This window comes from Candidatus Pelagibacter sp. Uisw_130, assembly GCF_047722505.1.
Lineage (GTDB): Bacteria > Pseudomonadota > Alphaproteobacteria > Pelagibacterales > Pelagibacteraceae > Pelagibacter.
Map to the genome: position 1 here is coordinate 370,218 of NZ_CP159814.1, position 25,947 is coordinate 396,164.

The following is a 25,947-nucleotide window of genomic DNA, read 5'->3' on the forward strand; positions in this document are numbered from 1 at the left end:
GAATTAGCTCTATAATCTCTCTCTCAAATTGGTTTTAGAGTTGGTATTAACTTCCCTTGATAACGAGGGAAGTTTCTTAAAAATAATTATTAAGGTAATGTAGATTATGGAATTTAGAAAAATAAATATTTGGTATGTATCATCACTACTTATTTCTTTAGTAGTGGCTGCACCGATTTTAACTGTATTCAGCAGTTTTTTTGAAACTACTGGAGATTATAGTTTAATTTTAAAAAATACTTTTCTTTATGATTATATTTATAATTCTTTAATACTTTTAATAGGTGTTTTATTTTTAACATTTGTAATTGGTGTTGGATGCGCTTATTTAGTTTCATTTTATAATTTTCCAGGTGTAAATTTTTTTAAATGGTCTTTAATTCTATCTTTTGCTGTCCCAGCTTATATTTATGCATATTCCCTAACTGCTTTTTTTGAAAATTATGGAACAGCTTTTTCAATCTTAAAAAATTTATTTGGAGAAGGTAATTATAATTCCCACATTCCTAAATTTGATGGAATGATTGGAGCCATAATTTCAATATCATTTTCATTATTTGGTTATGTTTACGTTTTAACCAGAACATCATTTCATTATCAATCTCAGAATTTAATAGAGCTTGGGAAAAATCTTGGTTTCTCAAAAGAAAAATCTTTTTTTAAAATAATACTCCCCTCAGCAAGACCTGCTATAGTTGCTGGCTTGTCATTGGTTGCAATGGAAACTTTATCAGATTTCGGATCTGTATCTTTTTTTGGCATATCTACCTTTACTACAGGAATATACAATGCTTGGATTTCTTTTGATGATCTTACTCTTGCTAACAGATTGTCATTTTACCTATTAATTTTTATTCTTGGATTGTTTATTTTAGAAAACTTTTCTAGAAAAAAAGCTCAGTATCACACATCTTCTAAGGGTGGATTTAAATCTAAATCAGTTATCAATTTAAGTGGATATAAATCATTTTTAGCATTTTCTTTCTGCATGTTAGTTTTTTCTATAAGTTTTTTATTTCCTGTTCTACAAATGCTTTATTGGACAATTATTTTTCCAAAACATTTAGCTGATTTAGATTTAATTAACTTATTTTCAAATACTATAATTTTAGTAATTTTATCTAGCTGTTTGTTAATTGCCTTAGCTTTTATTTCAAATTATGGGAATAGAGTTTCTAAAAGTAAATTTTTAGAAGCACTAACTACATTTTCAATATCAGGTTATGCAATACCAGGGATTATTTTGGCGGTAGCATTCATTACCTTTATTTCATGGTTTGACAGCAGTATTCTAGGTCAATTTGAAATGAACAGTATAAAACCAATTTTTATAGGCTCTATTCTTGGTTTGGTTTTGGTATATTTTATAAGATTTTATTCATTAGCAAGTAATGGAATTAAATCAGGATATTTAAAAATTAATTATTCCATTGATGAAGGTGCATATCTGCTTGGTTACTCAAAATTTAAGACATTTAAAAACATACATGTTCCATATCTAAAAAATTCAATTTTATTGATAGGAATTTTATTAGCTATTGAAATCATTAAAGAATTGCCAATTACGCTAATTATGAGACCATTTAATTTTGAAACTTTTGCAACTAAGGCATATATCTATGCCTCTCAGGATTTATTAGAAGCTGCTGCAGCACCATCATTATTTCTTATAATTATTGCAAGTTTCTTTATATTAATTACATCTAAATATATTCTTAAAGATTAAAATTATGACAAAAAATTTTCTAGAAATTGATAATGTAACATTTACTGCTAGTGCACAAAATAAAGTTAGCAATGTATCATTAACTATTGAAAATCAGGGTGATATTATTTGTTTACTAGGTCCATCTGGAATTGGTAAAACTACAATACTTAGAACAATTGCAGGTCTAGAAAAAATTAATACAGGAAAAATTATATTAAAAGACAAAACACTCTCTTCCAAAGATATTCATATAGAACCAGAGGATAGGAACATATCAATGGCTTTTCAGGATAATTCACTTTTTCCACATTATAATGTTTTAGAAAATATAAAATTTGGTGCTGAAAGAAATAAAAAGAAAAAAAAAAGCTTAAATATAAATGAGATAATTAAATTTCTTCATATTGACCATGTGGTTGATAAATTTCCACATCAGATAAGCTCAGGTGAGGCTCAAAGAGCTTCTTTAGCTAGATCTTTATTATCTAACCCAGATTTGTTATTATTGGATGAACCCTTATCAAATGTTGATCAAAGCTTTAAAGAGGAAATCCAAGTTAAGTTAAAACAAATATTAACTGAGCAAAAAATAACAACCATTATTGTTACACATGACTCGTATGAAGCTTTTTATCTAGGTACAAAATGTGGAATAATTCTAGACCAACAATTAAAACAGTTTGATGATCCATATAATGTTTATCATTTTCCAAATTCTGTAGAAGTAGTCAATTTTCTGAATAGAGGAATTTTAATTCCAGCAAAAGTTACTGGCGAAAATAGTTTAGAGAGTGATGATCTTGGAACAATAACTGGAGATTTTATAAAACATTACCCAAAAGGATCTGAGGTTCAACTTTTACTACAACCAGAAGATCTAGAACATGATGATCAGAGTAATTTAAAATTAGAAGTAGTTGATAGAAAATTTAGAGGAACAAATTTTATTTACACCCTTAAAACTGTGAGTAATAAATTAATACCTGTGTTTGTTCATTCTCACCATATTCATCAGCATGAAGTAGATGAAAAATTTGGTATCAAGAGACCAATTAATATTGATCATATAGTCTGTTTCTAATACAAAACTTGAATTAAAATGAACGAAAGATTAAAAACCTTATCTAGAGGAATAATTGACGTAACTCCTTTAATGATACCTGTAGTTCCATTTGGAATTATCTTTGGAGTTATTGGAATGGAATTAGGACTGAGTTCATACATGACGTTTGGCATGTCCATTATAATTTTTGGTGGAGCTTCTCAAATAGTTTTGCTTCAGTTATTTTCAGGTGGAGCCTCTTCTTTAGTTACGATAACATCTGTTGGTGCAGTAAATTCTAGACATTTGTTATATGGTGCAGTTTTTTCTGAATATTTATCTCATTTAAAATTAACGTGGAAACTTATTTTATCTTATGTGATAATTGATCAAGCTTTTGCAGTCTCAAATACATATTTTAAAAATAATAAAAAGAATAACTACAAGCATTACCACTTATTAGGAGCTGGTTTTACCTGCTGGACAGTTTGGCAAATATCAACAGTTTTAGGTATAGTTCTAGGGTCAGTTATTCCAGAAGAGTTAGGTTTAAGTTTTACTATTTCTTTAACCTTTTTAGCTTTGTTAATTAACGATTTTAGAAAGCTTAAAAATATTGTTGTAATGTTGGTATCAGGGGTAGTTGCAACTATCGGTTATAATATAATACCATTTCAAGCATATATCATCGTTGCAGCAATAGGAGCTTTGCTAGTTGCTTCACTATTAACCTTGATAACTTTAAAGAAAAATTAATGCATTGGTCGACAATTATTTACTGTGGAATAATTACTTATCTAACAAGGTTTTCTATGATTTTTTTATTAAAAGAGGACATATTAAACGTTAAGACAAAAAAAATACTTTCTTACGTGCCTTCTGCTATTTTTCCAGCAATAATTTTTCCACCAATATTTCTAGATAGTGCTGGTTCCTTAGACTTTGAAAGTAATCCTAAAATTTTAGCAGCTGTATTTGCCATAATTATTGGTTATTTCAGTCGAAGTATTATCGCTACAATATTTGCAGGACTTATTTCTTATTGGTTTTTAATTTTTGTATATTACCAATAGAAAAACTTATAATTAAACCCCTCATGTTTCATAAATTTAAAGTTAGCAACGATTTACTTGGCATATTTTATATGCTTTTATGTCAATTCTCATTTGCAACAAATGATGCTTTTGTAAAAGTAATTTACCAAAACTATGATGAAATATTTGTTTTAAACCAAATCATTTTTATAAGAGGTATTTTTACATTATTTTTCATTTTATTATTTCTTTATATTAAGAAAGAACTTAATTTTAAATTAATCTTTGCTTCAAATGAATTAAGAGTGAGAGGTATCTTAGAGTCTTTAGCGGCTTTATTTTTTTTCATTGGTATAGCTTTACTGCCCTTTGCAAATGTTTATATTTTACTAAGTATGGCACCAATTTTATTAACTGCATTTAGTGCAATATTTTTAAATGAAAAAGTTAGATGGAGAAGATGGAGTGCAGTATTGTTGGGTTTTATTGGTGTAGTGGTAGTGATAAATCCTGGAAAATTAGAGACTAGTTATTATTTTATCTTTCCGATAATTGCAGCAATTATGCTTTCGATTAGAGATATGTACACAAAAAATTTTAAAAAAAACTACCACAGTCTACAAGTCGCTTTTATGACCTGTTTTGTTGTAACTGCTCTTTTTGGCCTGTTAAGTATTTATAAATTTTACGATTTTAGTTTAAAGGATATCTTCATTCTGTTTATTGCTGCATTTTTTCTAGCGCTAGGCTACATTTTTTCAATAGCAACAATCAAAATTGCACTAGTTTCTGTCACTTCAACATTTAGATATTCGGTTATTTTATGGGGAATACTATATGGATATTTTCTATTTGATGAGGTGCCATCAACTAACAGCTATATAGGAGCTTTAATAATTGTTATTAGTGGGTTAGTTATTATTTCAAGACAAAAAAAGATTGGCGTTATAAAATAAAATCAAATTCTTGTTAATCGAATTTTTAAGACATATGATTGTTAGATGAAAAAAATATTAATTATAATTTTTACATTATTTACAATGAAGACTTTTGCGGTAGATAAAAGTACAACTTTTAATAATGAAATTTTTCAAAAAGCTCAACTAGAGGGAAAAACTGTTGTTATTAATTCTTGGAATGAAACTTGCACAACATGCAAGGCACAGATAAAGATTTTAGATCAAGCGGAAAATGAATTTAAAAATGTTCTTTTTTTAAGCTTTGAACAAACCAAAGATAAAGATATAGCAAAACAATTAGGCATTGATTATTGGACTACAATTGTTGTGTATAAAGATAATAAAGAAGTACACAGAAGTATTGGTCAAACTAACAAAGCTAAAATCTACGAATTAATAAAATCCTAATATCAAATAATAGGCTCATTATCTTTTATTTGATAATCCAAAAGATGATATTAATTATATAAACTAAAATACCATAAAATAAAAACATGAGTATTTTATCTTTTCCTGTTTTTTCCTCCCAGTTCAATTTAAATAATACTGATGGAGAAACCACCAATAAGATAACTCCAATCACGATTACAAGTATTGATAAAATTATAAATACATTCATATTAAAAATTAAATAGCTCCAAGTTTAATATTGCTTGCAACATTTATGTCCATTAATTTTGGCTTAGATAAATTTAAATTATTCATTATATCAATATATTCGTTTATACTGTTCACCTGTAGCCTAGGATTAAACTTTTGTTCTTTACCAATACTGCTTACGGTCTGTCCATTATAGTCATGAGCAGGATATAATAAAGTTTCTTCAGGAAGTTTTAATAATCTATTAAAAATAGAATTATACGAGTCTTCTGGATTACCACCTTGAAAGTCAGTTCTACCAGTTCCATTAATTAATAAAGTATCTCCTGAAAAGAGATAATCATCCATAAGAAAACTGTAACTATCTTTAGTATGTCCAGGTGTATAAATTACCTTTATTTCTAATTTATCGACATAAATTATCTCATTATCTTTAACTTTAATTTCAACTGCATCAGATGGAGTATGTTCACCCATTATTGTTGTGCAATTTGTTTTGTTTTTTAATTTTGAAGCTGCAGTTATATGATCAGCATGAATGTGTGTATCTATAACTTTTACTAATTTTAAATCCAATTCATTAAGAAGTTTTATATACTGTTCAATATTCTTTAATACAGGATCAATGATTAATGCCTCACGACCTTTAGCGGATGCTATTAAATATGTGTAAGTACTAGAGGTTTTATCAAATAACTGTCTAAATAACATAATGAGATAATATCATAATAATAAGTATTCGATTAAGCAATATTTTTTGATTAACTATAATTTAGAGATACAATTACTTATTAAATTTTAAATAAATTCTATCCATGTAATAGTATAGAGACAGGGCTCTTAAGATCATAAAAATACACAATGAAATCCAAACACCAGTGTTACCCATTAAACCAGTTAAGAATATAGATATAGGAAGATAACTAAATACTGAAAAAATCATGGCATTTCGAAGCTCTTTTGTTTGTGAAACTCCAATAAATATTCCATCAAATTGAAAACAAAAAGAAGAGATTAAAGGCATGATAATTAACCATACTGCATAAGAAGAGCTAAGATTTCTTATCTTCTCAATGTCAGACATTAAGTTAATTACATAATTATTAATTAAAAAATAAATAATTGAGATAATAAGCCCAGTAATAGAGCTTAAAATAAAGGAGTTTTGAACAATTTTCTTAAAAAGAGTAATGTCTTTTTTACCGAGTGAATACCCAACCATACCTTCAGTAGAGAAGGCGTAAGCATCAAGAATAAAAGCTGATAAAAAAACTAAATTAATCAAAATTGCATTAGCTGCAATATAATCTTCACCGATTTGACTACCAAGGTAGGTAAACCACAAAAAAGAGAATGTTAAAAGAATGGTTCTAATAAATATGTTTATATTTATATTAAATATATTTTTAATTTTTTTTAGATCAATTAATTCATCAAACTTGATCTTTAACTTCGACATTCTGTTTAGATACAAAAAAGTATAAATTAAAAAAGATATTGAAATAAATAAAGCGGAGAATAAAGTTCCATATGCAACACCTTTAATATTTAGATCAAATTTAGAAACAAAAATAATACTTAAGATTATATTTAGTATTGAAAATAAACTTATAGCTAAACTAGATATTTTAGTCTTTTGTAACCCAATAAATAACCCAGTAATAATGTATAATGTTAATTCACCAGGTGCTGACCAAATTCTAATTTGAAAATAATCTTGATAAAATTTTTCAGTTGTCTCAGACAACTCAAATATATTTAAACTTAATCTATAAATATAGCTTTGAAGAGAAATTATGATTAAAGAAATTACCAATACAAAAACCAGATTTCTGAGAATAATATTAAAAACTTCAGAATAATCCTCTTTACCATATGCCTGAGATACCAATCCGACCGTACCCATTCTTAAGAAGCCAAAACTCCAAAAAATCATTGAAAATAAATTTGCTGCTACAGATGTTGCTGACAAATAAGATACATTATCAAGATTACCCATCAATCCAGTATCAATAATCCCAACCATTGGAATGGCTAAATTTGCAAAAAAAATAGGAATGGATAATTTTAAGATGTACTTTACTGAGGAGTTTTGCATTTAAGCAATATACTTCAATATATTTTTTGCAGGATTTGTTTTTTTAATCCAATCTTGAGGGATACCTTTTATACCTTTATAAGCTGCAAAATAAGCACCAACAAAATTAGCACGAGAACAATTACATCCACCAGCTTTAATTGTTTTAATAACTGCTGTTTTAAAACTTTTAGAGGTGATAATTGCATGTATTGCCCCATTAAAAGTTCCTGGATAACTACACGCTTTACCAAATTTCTTTACAACAAAATTATGAGGTTTTGATTTTATTTTCTTAACCTTTTTGATGTTTTCAATAACGTTTTTGAAATATTTGTTTTTTATATTTTTTCTTAAAAAAGTACTAATAGGATCTTTGTCTCTTTTATCAGCTAACTCAATAATCTTAAGTTTTGCCATAGCAAATTGTTCACTAATTTTTCCATTAGCAACTGTTCTTATAATTTTTTTTGTTTTTTGGTCAGAATTATTTAAAAAATAAAAAGGTAGACTTGCACAATATCCATCAGACTCGTTAACTTTAATTCCACCAGTAATAGTTTTTTTTAATTTAATATTTTTAATAGTTTCTAAGATATTTTGATGGATCCAAGGACCTTTCATCGCTGTTTTCCATTTAATCTTTTTGTATTTTTTTCTTAAGGATAAGTTTTTCCAGTACTTTGAACCTGGTCCAAAATTTTTGACAATATTATTTTTAAAAAGTTTAATGACTTCTTTGTAATTAGTTGTCTTAGTTAATGTTTTAAACATCACCTGACCTACATCATTGTATCCAGAAACTTCACCAGTTTTAATAGAGTAGAATGGAGACCTATTTTGATTAAAGAAAGCAATATTTTTTTTTCCTTTAATATAAGAACTTAGTTTTTTTTTATCATACACCCAATGCAAAGGTCTTGCTGCTGCATCTGCAACTGTCGCTCCAAGAAATATATGTAATTTACGAAACATGAATAACTAATACTTTATTTGAATAAAAGTTAAAATGTTTTAAATTAAATAATGTTAAGTATAAAAAATTGGGACAACAATACTTGGATTTCATCTAAAAAATATATTAAGTCCTTCAATAATTTTTTGGTAAAACAAAAAAAACTGACTAAACACTCAAAAATTTTAGATATTGGATGCGGTCGTGGTAAGATTATGGGCTCATTATCCTCTAAACTTAAATTAATAAATAAGCCCATCGGACTTGATATCGAAAATCATAAGGATTTTGACAAAAGGATTTCCTTTAAAAAAATAAATGCAATTAAATATCTTACAATTAACAAAAAAAAATTTGATTTAATTTTGATTAAACAAACCATTCATTTTTTTAATCTAAGAGATATTAAAAAGATATTAAGATTTGCACATGATAGTTTAGAAGCAGGAGGGGTTATTTTAATTTTAACTTTAGATACAAAAAATAATGAAATTCCTACATTTTCTTTAATGAAACAAAAACTTAACCACTTATTTAAAAGAGAAAATCTTATTTGGAAAAAACTACTTCAACTTAATATTAAAAAAAATATCACTAAATTTAATTTTAAAGTGAATGTTAAAAAAAACACATATTTAAAGATAATAAAGCAGCGTTATATATCTACTTTATTAAAATTTAGCTCACTTCAAATTTCTAATGGAATTAATGAGATTAATCTTAAATATAAAAAAAACATCTTATTTAATGATAAACTTAAATGTATAATATTTACAAAAGTCTAAAGAATTCTTTTCAAGATATTTTCTTTTAAAAAAAATTTATGAAATAGTACCGCTAAAATATGTAATGTAATTAATCCAATCAATGCATAATTAGCCAATATATGCATTGAATAAAACTGCTCAGAAAGTTCATAATTGTAAGTTAAATTAATTTTTTTAAAAAAAATAATCAGGCTTTCACCATTAAATAGTTTTTTTAAGATACCTGAGGATGTGACTGATAACAAAGTTAAATATAATAGTAGATGATTTAATTTTGATATAAATTTTTGTCCTAGAAAAGCACTACCTTTAAAATCAGGTGTTGGTGATAGTAATTTAGAAATCAACCTTACCAGGGTTACATAAAATATGATTAATCCAAATAATATATGATAATTTTCTATATCAACTCTAGTTTGATCAAAATCTAAATCTACCAAATAAAAGCCAAGTGGTATTTGAATTAATAATCCTGCGGCAGTTAGCCAATGGAATAATTTGTTTAGTAATCCATATTTTGATTTATTATTTAATATAGACATGATTAAATTAAACATATTATGACAATAATTAAAAATACTTTATTTTTTATATTTATATTACTATTTAGTTTCAGCGCTTTTTCCGAACAAACTGTAGAAGAAATTATCAAAGAAAGAAAATCTATTTTTAATAAAAATTACAAAACTGCTAAAAGAGTCCAAGGTCTTGCTTCTAATGGAGATATAGTTGAAGCAAAAAAACTAATGATTGAAATGAGTGATAATTATAAAAGATTATTAGAGCTTTTTCCTGAAAATTCAAAAGTAGGATTTAAAACGGAAGCATTGCCTTCTATTTGGGAAAATAAAGATGAATTTAATTTATTAATGACAAAAGCTTCAAATAATATGATTGAGCTAACGTCTGTTATTGATGGAGCAGAAGATGTGAGGACAGCTCTTGGAAAATATATGTGGAGTAGCTGTAAGTCTTGTCACTCAAAATTTAGAGCAGAACATTAAGTTGAAAATTTAAAAATGTTATCTGATAAGATTAAAGAATATCTAAATGAATATATAAGCCAGGAAGTCTATGTTCAAGTAGCTGTTGCTAAGGGTAAGAATAAAATCTCAACTAATGCTGCGATTAGTAAGTACTTTGAAAGCAATCATTTCACTGGATTAGTTGAAGGTAAACCTTACAATACTTTTTTAGACGATCTTAAAGATAAGTGTTTAGGAAAATTAGTAAACTCTCCAATGAAAGATAGCAAAACAGAGGATGAAATTATTATTGAGTTACAAAAAAAACTTAACACTTTAAAAATTGAAGAATTAAATGATACTTACTGGGAAGTAGAGACTGGTGAATATTTAAGTGGAACAGATATTAAAGAAATTGAACTTGAGAGAGATACTTTAATTAAATTTTTAAGCTCAGAAAATGAAGCGCATGAAACGGTTAGCACTCTTTGTAAAAACTATGAAAAACTTTGTATTGAAAAGTACCCAGAAGCTCCATTACCTCTAGAAATTTTAAGCAACTAAAAATTTAGACAAAACTTTCCCAAAAATTTCTTTCAAGGATAGTTGATCTTTTAAAGTTTCTTTTAAGTGTATTTAATTTTTTACCCTTATTATTTTTCAAGAGAATATCTAAATACTCAATATTATCTTTAGCTACTTGTTGGTATTCTTTTGATGAATACATTTTAATCCAAGAACTATATTTACTTTTTTTCCAGTTTTTAATTTTAGAAAGATTAAACCCAATTTCACCATAGCCAATGATACACACTGATAGGCATGAGAAAATATCAAGATTGTCTCCATTTTTACCCACTCCTAGTACATGATCAGTATAAGCACTATTAGCTTTCTCGACCTTGATGTTATTAAGAGACTTAACGGATATCTTCCACTTTTTACAATAATTGATGTGGAGTTTGATTTCATGATCTATTCCTTTAATAAAGTTTACCGATCTATTAATTTCCTCAAAGCTCTTAGATTTATAGACACTAAGTGCTAAAATTTTAAGAAATTGCTGCAAGAAAACATAATCTTGAATTAAATAATTTTTAAAATTTTTATCTGGCAGTTTATTACTTACTAAATTAGATAAAAATTTATGATTAGTATATTCAGACCATTCCTTCTTACAGCTATCCTTTAATTTATAAAAAAAGGTTTTTTTATTATTATAAATATTCACTATTCCTTAATTGAAGTTTTAATCTTAGAAAAGTTAAAGTTGCTATTTTTTTTAAAGATCATCACTGTAATCATAGGTGCAAATGTTGCTAAAATAAATGACCAAAACAATAATGCTGTAGATATCCAAATAGGAAATACTTCAGTTGGAAACAATCCACCAATTAAAATACTTTTATCAAAAGTTTGGTTGGGAAATAAAAGCAATCCAGATATCAGTCCAATTATAACTGAAATTAAAGAAAGTTTTTCATCAACATCGCCCCTGAACATCCCATAAAAAATAGGAAATACTGCAGCACAACATAACAAATCAGCAAATAAAAACATAAATAAGACGCTGTAACCTTTGGATGCGATCAAAAAAACAATTACTGATAAACCACATATTAAGTATTTAGAAAGTGTGAGATAACTATTCTTATTTTTTAAACTAATAAACTTATTTCCTTCAATAGTGATAGTACTTGAAAGTGCATTGATAAGTGTATCCATACTGCTAATCACTAAAGCTAAAACTAAAATTAATATTGAAATAGTTAACAAAGAATTAATCCCAGTAAATGGCTCTAATAAAAGAATAAAGAATAAAGTACTAGGGTCTGTTGCTTTATCAACTGATACTGCAAGAATTCCAAAGAAACCTAAAACAAGCATAAATGGAATTACAATAAAGAAGGCAGACATAAATCCTTTTCTTAAATCATCTGAACTTTTTGCTGCAAATACTCTTTGCCAAACACCTTGATCAAATAAATTGGTTGCAAAAACTGCAATGAAGAAAGTTAAGCCGGCAGTATAGCCATAAAAATATTTACCACTCATTAATGTGCCAGCTTTTTCATTAATTAAATCCATAGAAAAAGTATTATTTCCAGAATTAAAAATATGATTGATGGCAAATATCAATAAGATCATAATTATAATAAATTGAATTTTATCTGTAAAAATTGAAGCTCTAAGTCCTCCGTAAAGAGTGTAGGATAAAGTAGTTACAATTATTACAAGAGAGGTTTGCCAAAGAGGAAACCCTGACATTAAGTTAACAACTTTTGCAATCGCTGTAACTTCAGCTGCAAAATAAACAAACATGTACATTATTGTTAATAATAAAACTAAACGAAACATTGCCTTACCAAATCTAATTAGAACAAATTGAGTAAGAGTATTGCCATTAGGCATAATTTTTCTCATTCGTTGCCCAATTGTAATAAAGGCTAAGAAGGGTAGAGCTTGACCTAAACTATAACCAATTATAGCACCCAAACCACCCCAAGTAGCAGCTTCTGATGGACCAATTAAAATCCACACACCAAAACATGATGCAACTAGAGATGCAGTTAAAGATCTTTTGCCAATTGATCTATCTGCATTTAAATACGAGTTAATTGAAAGTTTACCTCTTGAATAAACTATTCCAATAGCAGCAAAAGCTAATGAAGTTAGAAGTAAAATAGTTATAGTAGTACTTTGATCTAAGTATATTGTGTTCATTTTTTCCCTTCGTTGTGATTATACAACAGGTTCTTTGGGTATATTCTCAGCTTTTTACAGCACCCCAGAAACTGATATTCTTAAAAAAAGAATATAAAAACTAATTAAAGAAATAATTAAATTAAGTCAATTTTTAACCCCAAGTTATGAACATTAAGTGGTGGAATAATGGACTAAATTATTGTGTTTGTTGAATTAACCTTATTAATAACTATATACACTTCAACAAATGTCAGAGATTCAAATATCCATTAATAACTTATCCAAAGTTTATGATAATGGTTTTAAAGCCCTTAACAATGTTAGTCTTAAAGTAAAACAAGGTGAAATCCTTGCAATGCTTGGACCTAATGGTGCTGGCAAAACTAGTTTAATTAGTATTATTTGTGGAATTGTCAAACCTTCTTCAGGCACAGTTACAATTGATAACTTTGATATTATAAAAGATTATAGAGAGACAAGATCAAGAATAGGACTTGTTCCTCAAGAATTAAATCTAGAATCTTTTGAAACTGTTTTTGATACTGTATCTTATTCCAGAGGGCTGTATGGAAAACCACCTAAACCAGAACACATTGAAAAAATTTTAAAAGACTTAAGTTTGTGGGATAAAAAAGATCAAAGGTTAAGACAATTGTCAGGTGGAATGAAGAGAAGAGTTTTAATTGCAAAAGCTTTGTCTCATGAGCCTAAAATACTATTTCTTGATGAACCAACAGCTGGTGTAGATGTTGAACTTAGAAGAGACATGTGGACGGTTGTTGAAGAGTTAAGAAAAACAGGGGTCACAATTATCTTAACCACTCATTACATTGAAGAGGCAGAAGCTATTGCTGACCGTGTAGCTGTAATTAATCAAGGAGAAATTATTATTGTTGAAGATAAAAAAGAATTAATTAAGAAAATGGGTCATAAAAAACTAACCATTGAATTACAAAAAAAGATTAAAGAAATTCCTGAAGATTTACTAAAATACAGTCTTGAAATAGGCAATGAGCATATGTCCTTAATTTATACTTATAATGTTCAAGCTGAAAAAACTGGTATTACAGATTTATTACAAGACATAAAAGATACGGGCTTAAAGTTAAAAGATTTAAAAACAGAGCAAAGTACTTTGGAGAAGATATTTGTTGATTTAGTAAAGGAGAATAATGAAATTTAACTATTATGGTTTTAGAGCTATTTATGCTCATGAGATGAATAGATTTATAAGAACTGTAGGTCAGTCTATTCTTTCACCAGTAATATCCACCTCATTATATTTTGTAGTGTTTGGCTCAGTTATTGGGGGTTATATTGAAAAAATTGATGGTGTTAGTTATGGATCATTCATTGTACCCGGTCTATTAATGTTAACTCTATTAACTCAATCAATAAGTAACACTTCGTTTGGAATATTTTTTCCAAAATTTAATGGAACTATTAACGAGATTTTAGCAGCACCTATCTCAACGCTTGAAACGGTTCTAGCTTTTGTTGGGGCAGGAGCTACTAAAACATTAATAGTAGGTGCTGTAATTTATGCAACTGCTTCTTTCTTTGCAGATGTGACAGTTAAATATCCATTTTTAATGATATTTTTATTAGTTTTAGTTTCTTTTACTTTTGCTTTATTTGGATTTTTAATTGGAGTTGTTAGTAAAAACTTTGAGCAAATGTCTATCATTCCATCATTAGTGATAACGCCTATGGTATTTTTAGGGGGAAGTTTGTACTCTCTTGATATGCTGCCACCATTTTGGCAAACAATTTCTTATTTTAATCCCGTAGTCTATCTAATTGATGGCTTAAGATTTTCTTTCTACGGTGTATCAGATTTTAATATTTGGATAAGTATAAGCTCTATGGTATTTTTTTTAGTCGTTTGTGTAATCTTAGTCACAATACTAGTTAAAAAGGGCTATAATATTAAAAGTTAAGACTAATAAAATTATTTTATGAAAACATACAATATTGCATCAATCCCAGGAGACGGAATAGGAAAAGAAGTTGTTCCAGAAGCACATAAAGTTTTAAAAAAAATTTCAGAGCAACATCAATTTAAATTAGTAATTGATGAATTTGATTTTTCATCGTGTGATTACTACGAGAAACATGGAAAAATGCTTCCAGATGATTGGAAGGAAAAAATTGAAAAACATGACGCTATTTTTTTTGGTGCCGTCGGTATGCCAGAGCGATATCCAGATCATATAACTTTATGGGGCTCATTATTAAAATTTAGAAGAGAATTTGATCAATACATTAATCTAAGACCAGTAAAATTATTTCCTGGAGTTAAATCGCCATTAGCAGACAAGACACCTGGTGATATCGATATGATTATTGTTAGAGAAAATACGGAAGGAGAGTATTCATCTGTTGGTGGCAGAATGTACGAGGGAACAGAACGAGAAATAGCTCTTCAAGAGACAATAATGTCCAAGCATGGTATTGATCGAGTGCAAAAATATGCTTTTGAAATAGCAAAATCACGTAAAAGAAAAAAATTAACTAGCGCAACAAAATCAAATGGTATTTCAATTACAATGCCATACTGGGATGAAAGATTTAATGCTAATAAAAAAGATTACACTGATATTGAAACCAATCAATTTCATATTGATATTTTAGTGGCAAGATTTGTTTTAAATCCTGAATGGTTTGATGTTGTTGTAGCATCAAATTTATTTGGTGATATCTTATCTGATCTAGGGCCAGCTTGTACTGGTACTATTGGTATTGCTCCATCGGCAAATATAAATCCTGAAAAAAAATTTCCATCTTTATTTGAACCCGTTCATGGTTCGGCTCCTGATATTGCAGGTAAAGGTGTAGCAAATCCTATAGGGCAAATTTGGTCAGGTGCTCTAATGCTAGATTATCTTGGTGAGAAAGAAGCAGCTAATACAATCATGTCTTCAATAGAAAAAACATTATTAGATAAAAAAAATAGAACAAAAGATTTGAGTGGAGAAAGTAATACGCTTGAATGTGTGCAAGCTGTATTAGATAATTTATAATTAAATAGAATGATTAAAATAATTCCAAATAAAAAAGATATTGGAGCAGAAATCATTTGTGATCTAACAAAACTTTCAAATCTAGATTTTAAAAAAATAAAATCAGCACTTAATAGATATGGTGTTATATATTTTAGAAAACAAAATTTAAGATCTAGTTCTTATGTTAAATTTGCCAAAAATTTTGGTAAATTAGCAAATTATCCAAGGCTAAAAGGTCTAAGTAAAAAATATCCTCAAATTACAGTTGTTCAAAGAAAATCTTCAGATAAAGGACCTAGTTTTGGTGAACAATTTCATACAGACTCAATTTATACAAATAAACCACCAAGGTTTACCATGTTGTTTTCTAAGCTTGTTCCAAAAAAAGGCGCTGCTAATACAGAGTTTTGTTCTCAATATTTGGCTTTTAGAAATTTACCAATGGACATTAAAAAGAAATTAAAATTAGTCAAAGGTGTTTATTCATCAGAAGGTCCAATATCAATTACCACCAAAGAAAGAGTTAAAGAAAAAGGAAAAAAAATTAAAGAGTTAATATCTGTTCATAAAATTTTTAAAAAAATAAACTTAAATTATACAATTTATTGTAGCCCGGGACATTTCATAGGCTTTAAACCAAAAATTAAAGATCAATTAAAATTAAAGAAATTTTTATTAAAACATCAAATTAAGAAAAAATTTCAATATTCATTAGAATGGGAAAAAAACCAATTAGCAATTTGGGATAATAGATCTATGCTTCATCAAGCAACTCCATTTAAAGGTAATAGAATAATGCACAGAATAACAATTCATTAATCAAATCAGATTATTTATATTTATCTTCGATTTCATAGTATTCATTAAAACCAACAATATCTCTTAGGTCAGAGAATTTAGAAACATTAGTATTGTAGGTTTTGTTCTTCATATTTTTTAAAGATTCTTGCATTGTCTTAACAGAAGCACTCATCAAAGTTAAAGGAAATACTGCAATCTTGAATCCAATATCTTCCAGTTCATTCATTTCAAGCAAAGGAGTTTCCCCATCTTCTATTAAATTAATCATATGATGACCTGGCACTTCTTTGATCACTCTTTTCATGTCTTCTTTAGATTTGATCGCTTCTATAAAAAGAATATCTGCACCAAGTTCTGAAAATTTTTGCATACGCTTAATCGCATCATCCAATCCTCTGGTAGCTATAGCATCTGTCCTTGCCATAACTAAAATATCTTTATCATTCATTTTGCTAGCATCTACTGCGGCTTTAATTCTGGAATTTGCCTCATTTATTTCAACCACATCTTTCCCTTTAGTGTGGCCACATTTTTTTGGCCATTTTTGATCTTCAATCATTATTGCTGCAGCACCAGCATCTGCAAATCCTCTAACTGTTCTATAAATATTTACAACATTTCCATAACCTGTATCTCCATCAAAAATAATAGGTATAGAGGTAACGTTACAAATATTTCTTACCTGCTCAGCCATCTCTGAAAAAGAAATCAAACCTGTGTCTGGCATTCCAAGCCTAGTCGAAGAAACTGCAAACCCAGACATAAAACCTACGTTTAGCTCTTCTCTTTCAATTAATTTTGCAGATAAAGCGTCGTAACAACCAGGCATAACAACAATACCTTTCTGGTCTAATAAATTTTTAAGCTTATCTGCTTTTGGCTTTGAATTCTGTGATGAAAATAATGTCATAATTTAAAGGGTATATATAATGCAATTTCTGGAAATAAATAAACTAAAAAAACTGTAAATAACATGACAATAACAAATGGTATAACCCCTTTTGCAATTTCTGACATTTTTGCATCACATATTGCCTGTAATACATAAATATTAAGGCCAACAGGTGGGGTAATTAAAGCACACTCAATCATTAATGTAAAAATAATACCAAACCAAATTAAATCTATATTCATTGCTGCAATTGAAATTGCAAAAATAGGCATCATAATTAAAATTAAAGACAATGTTTCCATTATAAATCCAAGAATTAATAGGGTAATACAAACCACCAATATAAACATTCCTTGGTCACTAATATTAGTTACAATTATTGCTGATAGATCCTGAGGAATTCGATAAAGAGAAATTGCCTTACCAAAAATTTTAGCTCCAGCTATAATAATAAATATTGTAACTGTTGTTTTCATCGTCTCAAGACCAGCTTGAATAAATCCCTTAAAGTTTAATCTTTTTTTAACAACTACATATATAAATGAAATTAAAAAACCTATACCGCCAGCTTCTGTTGGAGTGTAAATACCTGCGTAAATTCCCCCAAGCATTATGAATGCCATTAAAAGTATTGGAAGTCCCTTTTTAGTATATTCTATTTTTTCTTGATGTGTAGTTTTCACGTTGGTAACTTCCTTATTGAAGAAAATTACATACAAAACTGAAAATATTATAAAGAGCAATGCCAGCAATATTCCTGGACCAATTCCTGCTAAAAACATACTCAATACAGATTCTTCAACTACAAAAGCATAAACAATCATAGGTATTGATGGAGGAATTAAAATTCCTAATGTTCCTCCGGCAGCTAAAATACCTAAACAAAAATTTTTATGATATCCTCTTTTAATCATTGCGGGATAAGCAACAGTTGAAATGGTTGCAGCAGTAGCTACAGAAGAGCCTGAAATAGCTGCAAAAATACTACAAGAAAGAATGGTAGCAATTGCTAGACCTCCAGGAAAATTTCCTACCCAAGCTTGTGCAAAACCAAATAGATCGTCTCCAATTCCAGCTTTTAATAGAATATTTGACATCATTAAAAACATAGGAACTGCAAGAAGTATAAAATTATCACCCACACTATAAAATGTTTGGGGAACCATTAGCGGTGAGATATCTCCCAGTAGCATTAATATTAAACCTATAGATCCAAGCCCGAATGCAATAGGAACACTTAAAAACAGCATTAAAAATAGTGAAAAAATAATTAAAGCAATAGTCATTATTTTATAAGTAACCCTAACTTTCTAACAATTTCTATTGAAACCCTGATGACTAATAAAAAAAAACAGAGTGGGATTGCGAGTTCGGTTAAAAAAGATGGAACATCTAAAATTGTTGAACTTGTTCTACCTACTTTTAAAGAATCGTAGGCAATCAACCATCCGTAATAAACAACAAATGAACTAAAGAACAAAATAAAAAGCATTGATATGAAATCGAGTATTTTTTTTCCAGACTGTCCAAGTCGATCATAAATGACTGTGATTCTAATAAAATCATTTTTATGAAAAGAGTACGTAAGAGCTAAATATGTAGCCCAAATTTGCAAGAATCTAGATATTTCATTTACCCATATGGTTGGAGCATTAAAAATATAACGAGATATGACTTCAAATGAAACTATAAAACCTATTAGGATAAACAAACCTGAGGATAAATATCCTGAATATTTTATAAGTTTTTCTAAATTCATTTTAAAAAAAAGCCCTACACTATTAGTAATAACGTAGGGCTTGATTAATTTTATATTAAAGTTTGTTAGCTGCTTTAACTAACTTATCTCCAACTCCATCTTTTCCACCAGTTCTTTCAATGTAGTCAGTGATCACTGAAGAAGAAGCTTTTTTTAACACTTTAAGTTCAGCACTAGATAATTCTACTATCTTCATTCCATTATCTTTTGCTTCTTTATAAGCTCTGGCTTCTATTCCAGACATATCATCTCTAACTGCTTTTTCTGCAACTTTTGATGCCTCGGTTATTGCTTTTCTTTGTTTATTAGTTAGTGAGCTTAACCATTTTTGATTAGCCACAAGTACAAATTCAATATCACCATGATTAGTTACTGTTAAGGTATCCATCACTTGATAAAGTTTTCTAGATTTAACTCCAGATACGCCTGTCATTCCAGCATCTACAGTTCCTCTTTGGTAAGCTAAATATTGCTCAGATCCTGAAATTAAAGCAGGCTTTGCACCAAGAGAGCTAACAAATGCTCCTAAAGTTTTTCCAAATACTCTGATTTTTTTATTTTTAAAAGCAGCTGGAGTGTTCATCGGAGTTCCATTAGATAGCATCACAGCAGAACCGTAAGCTTGATAGTATAAAGGTACAGCTCCTGTTTTTGAAATCGCAGGGTCTAATACTTGTCTAATCTTAGATCCAGATTTAGTTGCTTTTCTGATTTTCTTCTCTGAGTCAAATAAGAATGGCAAATAAAAAATATCTACTTCAGGATTTGTACCAGCAAACCTTGTAAGTGATGCCACACCCGCTTCGATTGCTCCTGAACCTACTGCTTGTGGAACTTCTTTATCTTTGTAAAGTTGCGCAGAATCATAGATTTCAACTATGATATCTGATCGTTTCTCCAATTCTTTTTTAAATACCAAAAGGTTTTGACCTAAGTGGGCTTTTAAAGGAAGTTGAAGGGTGATTCTCATTTTAGTCTCTGCAAAAACTGCAGATGCAAACAAAACTAAAATAGAAGTTAATACTAGCTGTTTAATTGTTTTCATTATTTCCCCTTTAAATTGTTTTCCTAAGTAGATCTTATTTTTAAAAAAAAAACAAGTTCGATTATTTATTCATTTCAAAATTTTTTATATCCGGGCTCTTAAATAACGATTATATATTTTAATAAATTTAAAATCTTAAGTAATATTAATCAAATAGATAAAATAGATGAACTGGATATTAGTTACAATATTTGCTGCTTTTTTTCAAAATTTAAGATCAAGTTTACAAAAAAATCTCAACAAAGACATATCATTGGTTGCTTCTACTTATGTAAGATTTGCTTTTTGTTTACCGTTTGCTTTTATATTATATTTTTCTTATTTTCAAAACTTTGAGATGTTGCGTTTTACGATTCAACAAGATAATTTTTTATTTTATATTTTTTTAGCAGCCATCTCTCAGATTTTTTTTACGTTTCTTCTTCTGTATTCTTTTCAATTTTCTAATTTTATGATTGGAACAACTTTAAGCAAAACGGAAGTAGTTCAAATTGCAATCTTAGAAGTTGTTATTTTACACGATAGATTTAATTTTTTGACTATTGTAGGTATCGTTATTTCTACAATTGGAGTTTTTATATTTTCTACTAAAGATCGTAATGTTATTTTTAAAAATTTATTATCAAAATCTACTTTGGTAGGATTAGCCTGTGGCTTTTTATTAGCTTTAAGTGTGGTGGCTTTCAGAGCGGCAGCACTAAGTTTAACAGACTTAAAGTCTAGTTTTGAAATGGCTTTAAGCACTTTGTTTTTTGGGGTTTCGATTCAAACTTTTATTTTGACAATTTATATTTTTCTGTTTGAAAAAAAACAGTTTAAAAAAATATACCAAAACAAAAAACAATGTATAGCAACGGGCTTTTGTGGCTTCATAACAACCTTATCTTGGTTTTATGTGTTTACTTTAATACAAGCAGCAATTGTGAGAGCGGTTGGACAAATTGAATTATTGTTTAGCTACATATCTTCAAGATATTATTTTAAAGAAAAGATTAGATTAATTGAAATAATTGGAATTATAGTATTTGCGATTGGCGTCATTTTGATCTTGATGGCAAAATAAAAAATACTCTATATCTAAATTAACATTGAGTATTTAGAAATATTCAATTAAAATAATTAAATTATGCTTTCATATATATTACCCTTTATAGCTTTAATTGTTGTCGTTGTGTTTATTCACGAATATGGGCATTATTATTTTGCAAAACGTTTTGGGGTAGGGGTTACTGATTTTTCGATAGGTTTTGGTAAGGAAATGTTTGGTTGGAATGATAAATCAGGGACTAGGTGGAAGGTTTGTGTCATACCACTTGGAGGTTATGTTAAATTTTTTGGTGATAGAAACGTATATAGCCAAGCTGATAATGATAAAATTATAAAAGAATATAGTAAAGAAGACCAAGATAAACTGTTTGTACTAAAGCCTTTATATCAAAGAGCTTTAATTGTATTTGGTGGCCCTTTAGCTAACTTTTTATTAGCAATTCTAATATTTTTCTCAGTTTATACCTTTGCTGGAAAAGACTTTACCCCAGCTGTAATCAATGAAGTTCAAAAAGATAGTCCCGCAATGGTAGCCGGCCTTAAAGATAATGATATTGTGGTCTCAATTGATGGCAATGAAGTTACTAGTATTATGGAAGTTTCAAAATACATCATGATGTCTACCGATGAATTCATCAATTTTACAGTAAATAGATATGATCAAGATTTAACCTTTAGAGTAAAACCTAATATTGTTGAAGGGGAAGATAATCTTGGAAATAAAATTAGTAAACGAATGGTTGGTATTAAACTTGGAGCTTATAATAATGAAGTAAATCACGTTAAACTAGGTCCTGCTAAAGCACTGTTTTATGCTGTTAATGAAGTTTACTACGTAAGCACGTCCTCTCTTAAATATATTGGTAGTATGCTTACTGGAAATGTTGATAGTTCACAGTTAGGTGGTCCAATTCGTATAGCAAAAATTAGTGGACAAGTTGCAGAATATGGAGTTTTACCATTTATAAGCCTCATGGCTTACATTTCTATTAGCTTAGGACTAATAAATTTGTTCCCAATTCCAATGTTAGATGGTGGGCACTTAATGTTTTATGGAATTGAAAAAGTATTAGGTCGTCCTTTATCTCAAAAAACTCAAGAAGGTTTTTTTCGAATCGGAATGTTTTTATTGTTATTATTGATGTTTTTTACAACGTTTAATGACCTAAAAGACGTTGGTTTATTTAAGTTTTTTAACAATTATATTTCTTAAATAATCCTTTAAAATCAATGTTAATTTAATGAATCACCATATATTGGGGTTTCTATTTTAAGAGACACTAATAAAAAGCTTGATTTATGGGGTTTAATGTAAAATATACGAAAATAACCAATAAAACCGGAGCTAAATAAATGAACAAAAAACAATTAATAGCACAACTTTCAGGTTCTTTAAACCTAAGTAAAGCTGATGCAGAGCGTACTTTCGATACTATTACAAACACTATTCTAGATGCTTTAAAAGGTGACGATACAGTAAAAATTGCTGGATTTGGAACTTATAAAGTTGCAAAAAGAAAAGCTAGAGTTGGAAGAAATCCTCGAACTGGAGAGCAAATTCAAATCGGCGCTTCTCAAAAAGTTAAATTCTTACCAGCTAAGTCACTAAAAGAGATGTTCAATAAATAATTAAGACCCAAATTCATTAGCAGCCTTTTACAGAAATGTAACAAGGCTGTTAGTATATGCAAATACTGCATATCTAAATTTCTCAATCAACAATAGTTTTTAAGATCATCATAAATATAAGTGAAGACTTATATGGGAGGTCTTATGACTAAATTAAAAAAAATAATATCAACGTTTTCATTGGGTCTAGTTTTTTTTCTAGGTCTAACAAGTGTTGGAAGTGCAGAGACAACAGTTTCTGGTGAAGTAGGGTTTGTATTTAACACACTCTTTTTCTTAATTTGTGGTTTCTTAGTAATGTTCATGGCAGCTGGATTTACAATGCTTGAATCAGGAATGGTAACTTCAAAAAGTGTATCAGTAATTTGTGCAAAAAATATTGGTTTATTTTCAATTTCTGGAATTATGTTTTGGCTGGTTGGTTACAATCTAGCTTATGGAATACCTGAGGGTGGATTTATAGGTACATTTACTTCATGGTCTGATGCAAGTGCATTAGAGACTGGTTATTCAGATGGATCAGATTGGTATTTCCAAATGGTATTTTGTGCAACTACAGTTTCTATTGTATCTGGTACAATGGCTGAGAGAGTTAAACTATGGCCATTCTTCTTATTTGCAGCAATTTTAGCTGGGATTATTTATCCAATCGTAATGGGTTGGCAGTGGGGTGGTGGCTGGTTAGCTGCTGCTGGTTTCTCTGACTTTGCAGGATCAACTCTTGTTCATTCAACAGGTGGATCTGCAGCATTAGCAGGAGCGCTATTGTTAGGTTCAAGAACTGGAAGATTTGACGCTAAAGGTACGCCTAAAGCATTACAACCTTTTGCAGCTTCTTCTGTGCCTTTGGTAACACTTGGTGTTTTTGTATTATGGCTAGGTTGGTTTGGATTTAATGGTGGTTCACAATTAGCATTAGGAACATTTGATGATGCTGTTGCAATTTCAACTATTTTTATTAATACAAATCTTGCAGCTTGTGGTGGTGTAATGGTTGCAGCAATTGTACCAAGATTATTGTCAGGTAAAACTGATGTGATCATGATGTTAAATGGTGCAATTGGTGGTCTTGTAGCAATTACCGCAGAACCTTTAGCTCCATCTCCATTAGCTGCTATCTTAATTGGTGGCGTCGGTGGTTTGATAGTTGTACTTGGGACTAAGCTTTTATTTGCATTTAAAATTGACGATGTAGTAGGTGCAATACCAGCTCACTTGTTTGCAGGTATTTGGGGAACATTGGCAGTTCCACTAACAAATGCTGATGCTTCTTTTGGTGCTCAGTTAGTTGGTGTGCTTGCAGTCAACATTTTTGTATTCATAGTTGCTTATATAATTTGGGCAATAATGAAAAATACAATGGGTATTAGACTTAGTAAGGAAGCAGAAAAACTAGGGACAGACGTTGCTGAAACTGGCGTTATTGCTTACGCTATCAGAGACTAGCAATACAAGTAATTGAAAGAAATAGGCCCCTTAACTGGGGCCTTTTTATTTTTGAATGCTCTTTAAGGTATCAAGTACTTCTTTAGCGTGATCTTTAACTTTTACATTATCCCAAATTTTTAGAATTTTACTATTTGGATCAATTAAGAATGTTGTTCTTACTATACCCATAAACTCTCTTCCCATAAATTTTTTCTTAGCCCAAACTTTATATTTTTTTAAAATAGTGAGTTCTACGTCAGATAAAAGATCAAATTTGATCTTATATTTTTCTTTAAATTTATGGTGGCTTTTTAGATCATCTTTAGAAACACCAAATATTTCACAATTTAGTTTTTTAAACTTAGATAATAAGTTATTAAAATCATTAGTCTCAATTGTGCATCCTGGAGTGTCATCTTTTGGATAGAAGTAAAGTACAACAAATTTACTCATAGAATCTTTTAATGAATAAATTTTTCCATCAGTTGAATTTAGATTAAAAATTGGGGCTTTAGTATTTATTTTAAGCATAACTAGTTTAATTTTCTTCCCACAATTTTTTATAATCTATAAAGGGAGATAGTCCATAGTTTGAATTAACATTTGTTAGATGTAAAGAAAGACTTTTTAATGGTGAGATACAAAATTCTTTTGTATAGATTTCGTTTAGATGTTTTTCAAAAGGGTCGTTTCTATCTAGACAAGTATTATAAAAATTATCCCAATATTTATCTAATAAAGATTTTGTGGTCAAGAATGTACATAGAGTTTGATTAATTGTTCTCCAATGTCTTTTGTTTCCAATCAAGATATTTGTTTTTTCATTATTCATATATAGGTATGGATAATCAGCAGGACACATAAAAACATCCTTATTAATTTGTGAAGCTATTCTCTCGTATGATGCAATCATTTCTTCCATCATAGGTTCAAAATGCAAGTAATCATCTTCAACAAAGAAAATTAAATCCTCACCATATTCCTTTCCTAGCTCAAAAGACTGAAGTAAGCTTGCTAAATTAGAAAAAGTTTGATCATTTTTTTGCTGTTTTATTGTATCTTTATATTTGTCATGGTTTAGTGGGGTAATACTTATATCCAAACCACTTCCATCCATAAGCTTCTTTAGCTTATTTAAATTTTCTTCTTTAGATTTATCATCAACGATTATTATCTTAAATTTAATGTTTGGGTATTTTGTTTTAGAAAAGTTAACTGACTTTATTAATGAATTTAAAGCTTTTAAAGAATATTCAATTTTTGGCTGTTCATATAATCTTCTTTTATTCTGATCCCATATTTCAACATCAGTATTAGTTCTAAATATAATCAATACAGAGTTTATTTTTTTAGTAATCTTTACTTCACCTAAAGGTAAAACAATTGATTTTTCATTTATGATCGAAAGATCTTCATTTAATTGTTTTTGAAGAGTAGGTGAGCTAAAATCACTTTGGTCAATTATTTCATAACCCAAAACTTTTGAGAGTTTAATAAATAGTTTTTTAATGATGCTTTTTTTCATTTA

General features: G+C 28.8%; 29 protein-coding genes and 1 riboswitch. Of the genes, 17 read left to right on the forward strand and 12 right to left on the reverse strand.

Features of this window, described 5'->3' with window-relative positions:
* Positions 1 to 106 precede the first annotated feature (106 nt).
* The 6 genes from ABXT55_RS01970 to ABXT55_RS01995 are packed head-to-tail and all read left to right on the forward strand — an operon-like array spanning position 107 to position 5,151.
* Positions 107 to 1,726: an ABC transporter permease gene (locus tag ABXT55_RS01970; protein ID WP_415285081.1), complete on the forward strand. Its 1,620-nt coding sequence runs from the start codon at positions 107 to 109 to the stop codon at positions 1,724 to 1,726.
* A gap of 4 nt (positions 1,727 to 1,730) precedes the next feature.
* Positions 1,731 to 2,789 (forward strand): ABC transporter ATP-binding protein, encoded by a 1,059-nt coding sequence (locus ABXT55_RS01975; RefSeq protein ID WP_415285082.1) that lies wholly within the window; start codon positions 1,731 to 1,733, stop codon positions 2,787 to 2,789.
* 18 nt (positions 2,790 to 2,807) lie between these two features.
* Positions 2,808 to 3,506 (forward strand): AzlC family ABC transporter permease, encoded by a 699-nt coding sequence (locus tag ABXT55_RS01980; protein WP_415285083.1) that lies wholly within the window; start codon positions 2,808 to 2,810, stop codon positions 3,504 to 3,506.
* Positions 3,507 to 3,562: 56 nt separating this feature from the next.
* A complete protein-coding gene (locus ABXT55_RS01985) occupies positions 3,563 to 3,823 on the forward strand; it encodes an AzlD domain-containing protein (RefSeq protein ID WP_415285084.1) in 261 nt (86 codons plus the stop codon).
* 23 nt (positions 3,824 to 3,846) lie between these two features.
* Positions 3,847 to 4,740, forward strand: coding sequence for a DMT family transporter (locus ABXT55_RS01990; protein ID WP_415285085.1), 894 nt, complete (start codon positions 3,847 to 3,849; stop codon positions 4,738 to 4,740).
* A 45-nt stretch (positions 4,741 to 4,785) separates the two neighbouring features.
* Positions 4,786 to 5,151, forward strand: a complete 366-nt coding sequence (locus ABXT55_RS01995) for a TlpA family protein disulfide reductase (RefSeq protein ID WP_415285086.1) — start codon at positions 4,786 to 4,788, stop codon at positions 5,149 to 5,151.
* A 219-nt stretch (positions 5,152 to 5,370) separates the two neighbouring features.
* On the opposite strand, the gene ABXT55_RS02000 is transcribed toward ABXT55_RS01995, so the two are convergent.
* The 3 genes from ABXT55_RS02000 to ABXT55_RS02010 all read right to left on the reverse strand — a co-directional run bounded on the left by ABXT55_RS02000 (position 5,371) and on the right by ABXT55_RS02010 (position 8,395).
* Positions 5,371 to 6,054 carry an MBL fold metallo-hydrolase gene (locus ABXT55_RS02000; RefSeq protein ID WP_415285087.1) on the reverse strand — a complete coding sequence of 228 codons (684 nt, stop codon included), beginning with the start codon at positions 6,052 to 6,054 and terminating at the stop codon, positions 5,371 to 5,373.
* Between the two features lie 73 nt (positions 6,055 to 6,127).
* Complete coding sequence (locus ABXT55_RS02005; protein WP_415285088.1) at positions 6,128 to 7,441, reverse strand: MATE family efflux transporter; 1,314 nt, start codon at positions 7,439 to 7,441, stop codon at positions 6,128 to 6,130.
* Positions 7,442 to 8,395 (reverse strand): ADP-ribosylglycohydrolase family protein, encoded by a 954-nt coding sequence (locus ABXT55_RS02010; protein WP_415285089.1) that lies wholly within the window; start codon positions 8,393 to 8,395, stop codon positions 7,442 to 7,444.
* Between the two features lie 51 nt (positions 8,396 to 8,446).
* On the opposite strand from ABXT55_RS02010, the gene ABXT55_RS02015 reads away from it, so the two are divergent.
* Positions 8,447 to 9,160: a class I SAM-dependent methyltransferase gene (locus ABXT55_RS02015; protein ID WP_415285090.1), complete on the forward strand. Its 714-nt coding sequence runs from the start codon at positions 8,447 to 8,449 to the stop codon at positions 9,158 to 9,160.
* On the opposite strand, the gene ABXT55_RS02020 is transcribed toward ABXT55_RS02015, so the two are convergent.
* Positions 9,157 to 9,684, reverse strand: a complete 528-nt coding sequence (locus tag ABXT55_RS02020; RefSeq protein WP_415285091.1) for a cytochrome b — start codon at positions 9,682 to 9,684, stop codon at positions 9,157 to 9,159. The genes ABXT55_RS02015 and ABXT55_RS02020 overlap by 4 nt on opposite strands.
* An 18-nt stretch (positions 9,685 to 9,702) precedes the next feature.
* Between ABXT55_RS02020 and ABXT55_RS02025 the strand changes: the two genes are divergently transcribed.
* A complete protein-coding gene (locus ABXT55_RS02025; protein WP_415285092.1) occupies positions 9,703 to 10,146 on the forward strand; it encodes a cytochrome c in 444 nt (147 codons plus the stop codon).
* 15 nt (positions 10,147 to 10,161) lie between these two features.
* Positions 10,162 to 10,671, forward strand: coding sequence for a hypothetical protein (locus tag ABXT55_RS02030; protein WP_415285093.1), 510 nt, complete (start codon positions 10,162 to 10,164; stop codon positions 10,669 to 10,671).
* A gap of 4 nt (positions 10,672 to 10,675) precedes the next feature.
* Here ABXT55_RS02030 and ABXT55_RS02035 read toward each other — a convergent pair whose 3' ends face one another.
* Together ABXT55_RS02035 and ABXT55_RS02040 are read right to left on the reverse strand one after the other, a co-directional pair.
* Positions 10,676 to 11,338, reverse strand: a complete 663-nt coding sequence (locus ABXT55_RS02035; protein WP_415285094.1) for a TenA family protein — start codon at positions 11,336 to 11,338, stop codon at positions 10,676 to 10,678.
* The gene (locus ABXT55_RS02040) at positions 11,338 to 12,831 is read right to left on the reverse strand and encodes a sodium:solute symporter family transporter (RefSeq protein WP_415285095.1); all 1,494 of its coding nucleotides are present in this window, start codon (positions 12,829 to 12,831) and stop codon (positions 11,338 to 11,340) included. Before ABXT55_RS02040 ends, ABXT55_RS02035 begins: the two co-directional genes overlap by 1 nt.
* Positions 12,819 to 12,908, reverse strand: a riboswitch (TPP riboswitch). (Overlaps the previous gene by 13 nt.)
* 152 nt (positions 12,909 to 13,060) lie before the next feature.
* Here ABXT55_RS02040 and ABXT55_RS02045 point away from each other — a divergent pair.
* Genes ABXT55_RS02045 through ABXT55_RS02060 form a run of 4 tightly spaced genes read left to right on the forward strand, consistent with a single transcriptional unit; the run spans position 13,061 to position 16,637 of the window.
* Positions 13,061 to 13,996, forward strand: coding sequence for an ABC transporter ATP-binding protein (locus tag ABXT55_RS02045; RefSeq protein ID WP_415285096.1), 936 nt, complete (start codon positions 13,061 to 13,063; stop codon positions 13,994 to 13,996).
* Positions 13,986 to 14,753: an ABC transporter permease gene (locus ABXT55_RS02050; protein ID WP_415285097.1), complete on the forward strand. Its 768-nt coding sequence runs from the start codon at positions 13,986 to 13,988 to the stop codon at positions 14,751 to 14,753. Before ABXT55_RS02045 ends, ABXT55_RS02050 begins: the two co-directional genes overlap by 11 nt.
* Positions 14,754 to 14,771: 18 nt before the next feature.
* Positions 14,772 to 15,836, forward strand: a complete 1,065-nt coding sequence (locus tag ABXT55_RS02055) for a tartrate dehydrogenase (RefSeq protein WP_415285098.1) — start codon at positions 14,772 to 14,774, stop codon at positions 15,834 to 15,836.
* 9 nt (positions 15,837 to 15,845) lie between these two features.
* Entirely contained in the window at positions 15,846 to 16,637 is a 792-nt protein-coding gene (locus tag ABXT55_RS02060; RefSeq protein ID WP_415285099.1) for a TauD/TfdA dioxygenase family protein, read from the forward strand.
* A 10-nt stretch (positions 16,638 to 16,647) separates the two neighbouring features.
* On the opposite strand, the gene ABXT55_RS02065 is transcribed toward ABXT55_RS02060, so the two are convergent.
* The 4 genes from ABXT55_RS02065 to dctP are packed head-to-tail and all read right to left on the reverse strand — an operon-like array spanning position 16,648 to position 20,315.
* The gene (locus tag ABXT55_RS02065) at positions 16,648 to 17,529 is read right to left on the reverse strand and encodes an isocitrate lyase/PEP mutase family protein (RefSeq protein ID WP_415285100.1); all 882 of its coding nucleotides are present in this window, start codon (positions 17,527 to 17,529) and stop codon (positions 16,648 to 16,650) included.
* Positions 17,526 to 18,797, reverse strand: a complete 1,272-nt coding sequence (locus ABXT55_RS02070; RefSeq protein ID WP_415285101.1) for a TRAP transporter large permease — start codon at positions 18,795 to 18,797, stop codon at positions 17,526 to 17,528. Before ABXT55_RS02070 ends, ABXT55_RS02065 begins: the two co-directional genes overlap by 4 nt.
* On the reverse strand, positions 18,797 to 19,270 hold the full coding sequence (locus ABXT55_RS02075; RefSeq protein ID WP_415285102.1) for a TRAP transporter small permease: 474 nt from the start codon (positions 19,268 to 19,270) through the stop codon (positions 18,797 to 18,799). The genes ABXT55_RS02070 and ABXT55_RS02075 overlap by 1 nt, the downstream gene beginning before the upstream one ends.
* A 55-nt stretch (positions 19,271 to 19,325) precedes the next feature.
* Entirely contained in the window at positions 19,326 to 20,315 is a 990-nt protein-coding gene (gene dctP / locus ABXT55_RS02080) for a TRAP transporter substrate-binding protein DctP (RefSeq protein ID WP_415285103.1), read from the reverse strand.
* Positions 20,316 to 20,481: 166 nt separating this feature from the next.
* On the opposite strand from dctP, the gene ABXT55_RS02085 reads away from it, so the two are divergent.
* The 4 genes from ABXT55_RS02085 to ABXT55_RS02100 all read left to right on the forward strand — a co-directional run bounded on the left by ABXT55_RS02085 (position 20,482) and on the right by ABXT55_RS02100 (position 24,437).
* On the forward strand, positions 20,482 to 21,378 hold the full coding sequence (locus ABXT55_RS02085; RefSeq protein ID WP_415285104.1) for an EamA family transporter: 897 nt from the start codon (positions 20,482 to 20,484) through the stop codon (positions 21,376 to 21,378).
* 63 nt (positions 21,379 to 21,441) lie between these two features.
* Complete coding sequence (gene rseP / locus ABXT55_RS02090; RefSeq protein ID WP_415285105.1) at positions 21,442 to 22,575, forward strand: RIP metalloprotease RseP; 1,134 nt, start codon at positions 21,442 to 21,444, stop codon at positions 22,573 to 22,575.
* 140 nt (positions 22,576 to 22,715) lie between these two features.
* Complete coding sequence (locus ABXT55_RS02095) at positions 22,716 to 22,991, forward strand: HU family DNA-binding protein (protein WP_169036682.1); 276 nt, start codon at positions 22,716 to 22,718, stop codon at positions 22,989 to 22,991.
* 144 nt (positions 22,992 to 23,135) lie between these two features.
* Positions 23,136 to 24,437 carry an ammonium transporter gene (locus ABXT55_RS02100; protein ID WP_415285106.1) on the forward strand — a complete coding sequence of 434 codons (1,302 nt, stop codon included), beginning with the start codon at positions 23,136 to 23,138 and terminating at the stop codon, positions 24,435 to 24,437.
* Positions 24,438 to 24,482: 45 nt separating this feature from the next.
* Here ABXT55_RS02100 and bcp read toward each other — a convergent pair whose 3' ends face one another.
* Both bcp and ABXT55_RS02110 read right to left on the reverse strand, forming a co-directional pair.
* Complete coding sequence (bcp, locus tag ABXT55_RS02105) at positions 24,483 to 24,950, reverse strand: thioredoxin-dependent thiol peroxidase (protein ID WP_415285107.1); 468 nt, start codon at positions 24,948 to 24,950, stop codon at positions 24,483 to 24,485.
* Positions 24,951 to 24,957: 7 nt separating this feature from the next.
* Entirely contained in the window at positions 24,958 to 25,944 is a 987-nt protein-coding gene (locus ABXT55_RS02110) for a glycosyltransferase family 2 protein (protein ID WP_415285108.1), read from the reverse strand.
* Positions 25,945 to 25,947 lie beyond the last annotated feature (3 nt).

Coding starts and splice junctions, on each gene's coding strand:
- ABXT55_RS01970 (WP_415285081.1), top strand. CDS start 107: ATGGAATTTAGAAAAATAAATATTTGGTATGTATCATCACTACTTATT.
- ABXT55_RS01975 (WP_415285082.1), top strand. CDS start 1,731: ATGACAAAAAATTTTCTAGAAATTGATAATGTAACATTTACTGCTAGT.
- ABXT55_RS01980 (WP_415285083.1), top strand. CDS start 2,808: ATGAACGAAAGATTAAAAACCTTATCTAGAGGAATAATTGACGTAACT.
- ABXT55_RS01985 (WP_415285084.1), top strand. CDS start 3,563: ATGATTTTTTTATTAAAAGAGGACATATTAAACGTTAAGACAAAAAAA.
- ABXT55_RS01990 (WP_415285085.1), top strand. CDS start 3,847: ATGTTTCATAAATTTAAAGTTAGCAACGATTTACTTGGCATATTTTAT.
- ABXT55_RS01995 (WP_415285086.1), top strand. CDS start 4,786: ATGAAAAAAATATTAATTATAATTTTTACATTATTTACAATGAAGACT.
- ABXT55_RS02000 (WP_415285087.1), bottom strand. CDS start 6,054: ATGTTATTTAGACAGTTATTTGATAAAACCTCTAGTACTTACACATAT.
- ABXT55_RS02005 (WP_415285088.1), bottom strand. CDS start 7,441: ATGCAAAACTCCTCAGTAAAGTACATCTTAAAATTATCCATTCCTATT.
- ABXT55_RS02010 (WP_415285089.1), bottom strand. CDS start 8,395: ATGTTTCGTAAATTACATATATTTCTTGGAGCGACAGTTGCAGATGCA.
- ABXT55_RS02015 (WP_415285090.1), top strand. CDS start 8,447: ATGTTAAGTATAAAAAATTGGGACAACAATACTTGGATTTCATCTAAA.
- ABXT55_RS02020 (WP_415285091.1), bottom strand. CDS start 9,684: ATGTCTATATTAAATAATAAATCAAAATATGGATTACTAAACAAATTA.
- ABXT55_RS02025 (WP_415285092.1), top strand. CDS start 9,703: ATGACAATAATTAAAAATACTTTATTTTTTATATTTATATTACTATTT.
- ABXT55_RS02030 (WP_415285093.1), top strand. CDS start 10,162: ATGTTATCTGATAAGATTAAAGAATATCTAAATGAATATATAAGCCAG.
- ABXT55_RS02040 (WP_415285095.1), bottom strand. CDS start 12,831: ATGAACACAATATACTTAGATCAAAGTACTACTATAACTATTTTACTT.
- ABXT55_RS02045 (WP_415285096.1), top strand. CDS start 13,061: ATGTCAGAGATTCAAATATCCATTAATAACTTATCCAAAGTTTATGAT.
- ABXT55_RS02050 (WP_415285097.1), top strand. CDS start 13,986: ATGAAATTTAACTATTATGGTTTTAGAGCTATTTATGCTCATGAGATG.
- ABXT55_RS02055 (WP_415285098.1), top strand. CDS start 14,772: ATGAAAACATACAATATTGCATCAATCCCAGGAGACGGAATAGGAAAA.
- ABXT55_RS02060 (WP_415285099.1), top strand. CDS start 15,846: ATGATTAAAATAATTCCAAATAAAAAAGATATTGGAGCAGAAATCATT.
- ABXT55_RS02065 (WP_415285100.1), bottom strand. CDS start 17,529: ATGACATTATTTTCATCACAGAATTCAAAGCCAAAAGCAGATAAGCTT.
- ABXT55_RS02070 (WP_415285101.1), bottom strand. CDS start 18,797: ATGACTATTGCTTTAATTATTTTTTCACTATTTTTAATGCTGTTTTTA.
- ABXT55_RS02075 (WP_415285102.1), bottom strand. CDS start 19,270: ATGAATTTAGAAAAACTTATAAAATATTCAGGATATTTATCCTCAGGT.
- dctP (WP_415285103.1), bottom strand. CDS start 20,315: ATGAAAACAATTAAACAGCTAGTATTAACTTCTATTTTAGTTTTGTTT.
- ABXT55_RS02085 (WP_415285104.1), top strand. CDS start 20,482: ATGAACTGGATATTAGTTACAATATTTGCTGCTTTTTTTCAAAATTTA.
- rseP (WP_415285105.1), top strand. CDS start 21,442: ATGCTTTCATATATATTACCCTTTATAGCTTTAATTGTTGTCGTTGTG.
- ABXT55_RS02095 (WP_169036682.1), top strand. CDS start 22,716: ATGAACAAAAAACAATTAATAGCACAACTTTCAGGTTCTTTAAACCTA.
- ABXT55_RS02100 (WP_415285106.1), top strand. CDS start 23,136: ATGACTAAATTAAAAAAAATAATATCAACGTTTTCATTGGGTCTAGTT.
- bcp (WP_415285107.1), bottom strand. CDS start 24,950: ATGCTTAAAATAAATACTAAAGCCCCAATTTTTAATCTAAATTCAACT.
- ABXT55_RS02110 (WP_415285108.1), bottom strand. CDS start 25,944: ATGAAAAAAAGCATCATTAAAAAACTATTTATTAAACTCTCAAAAGTT.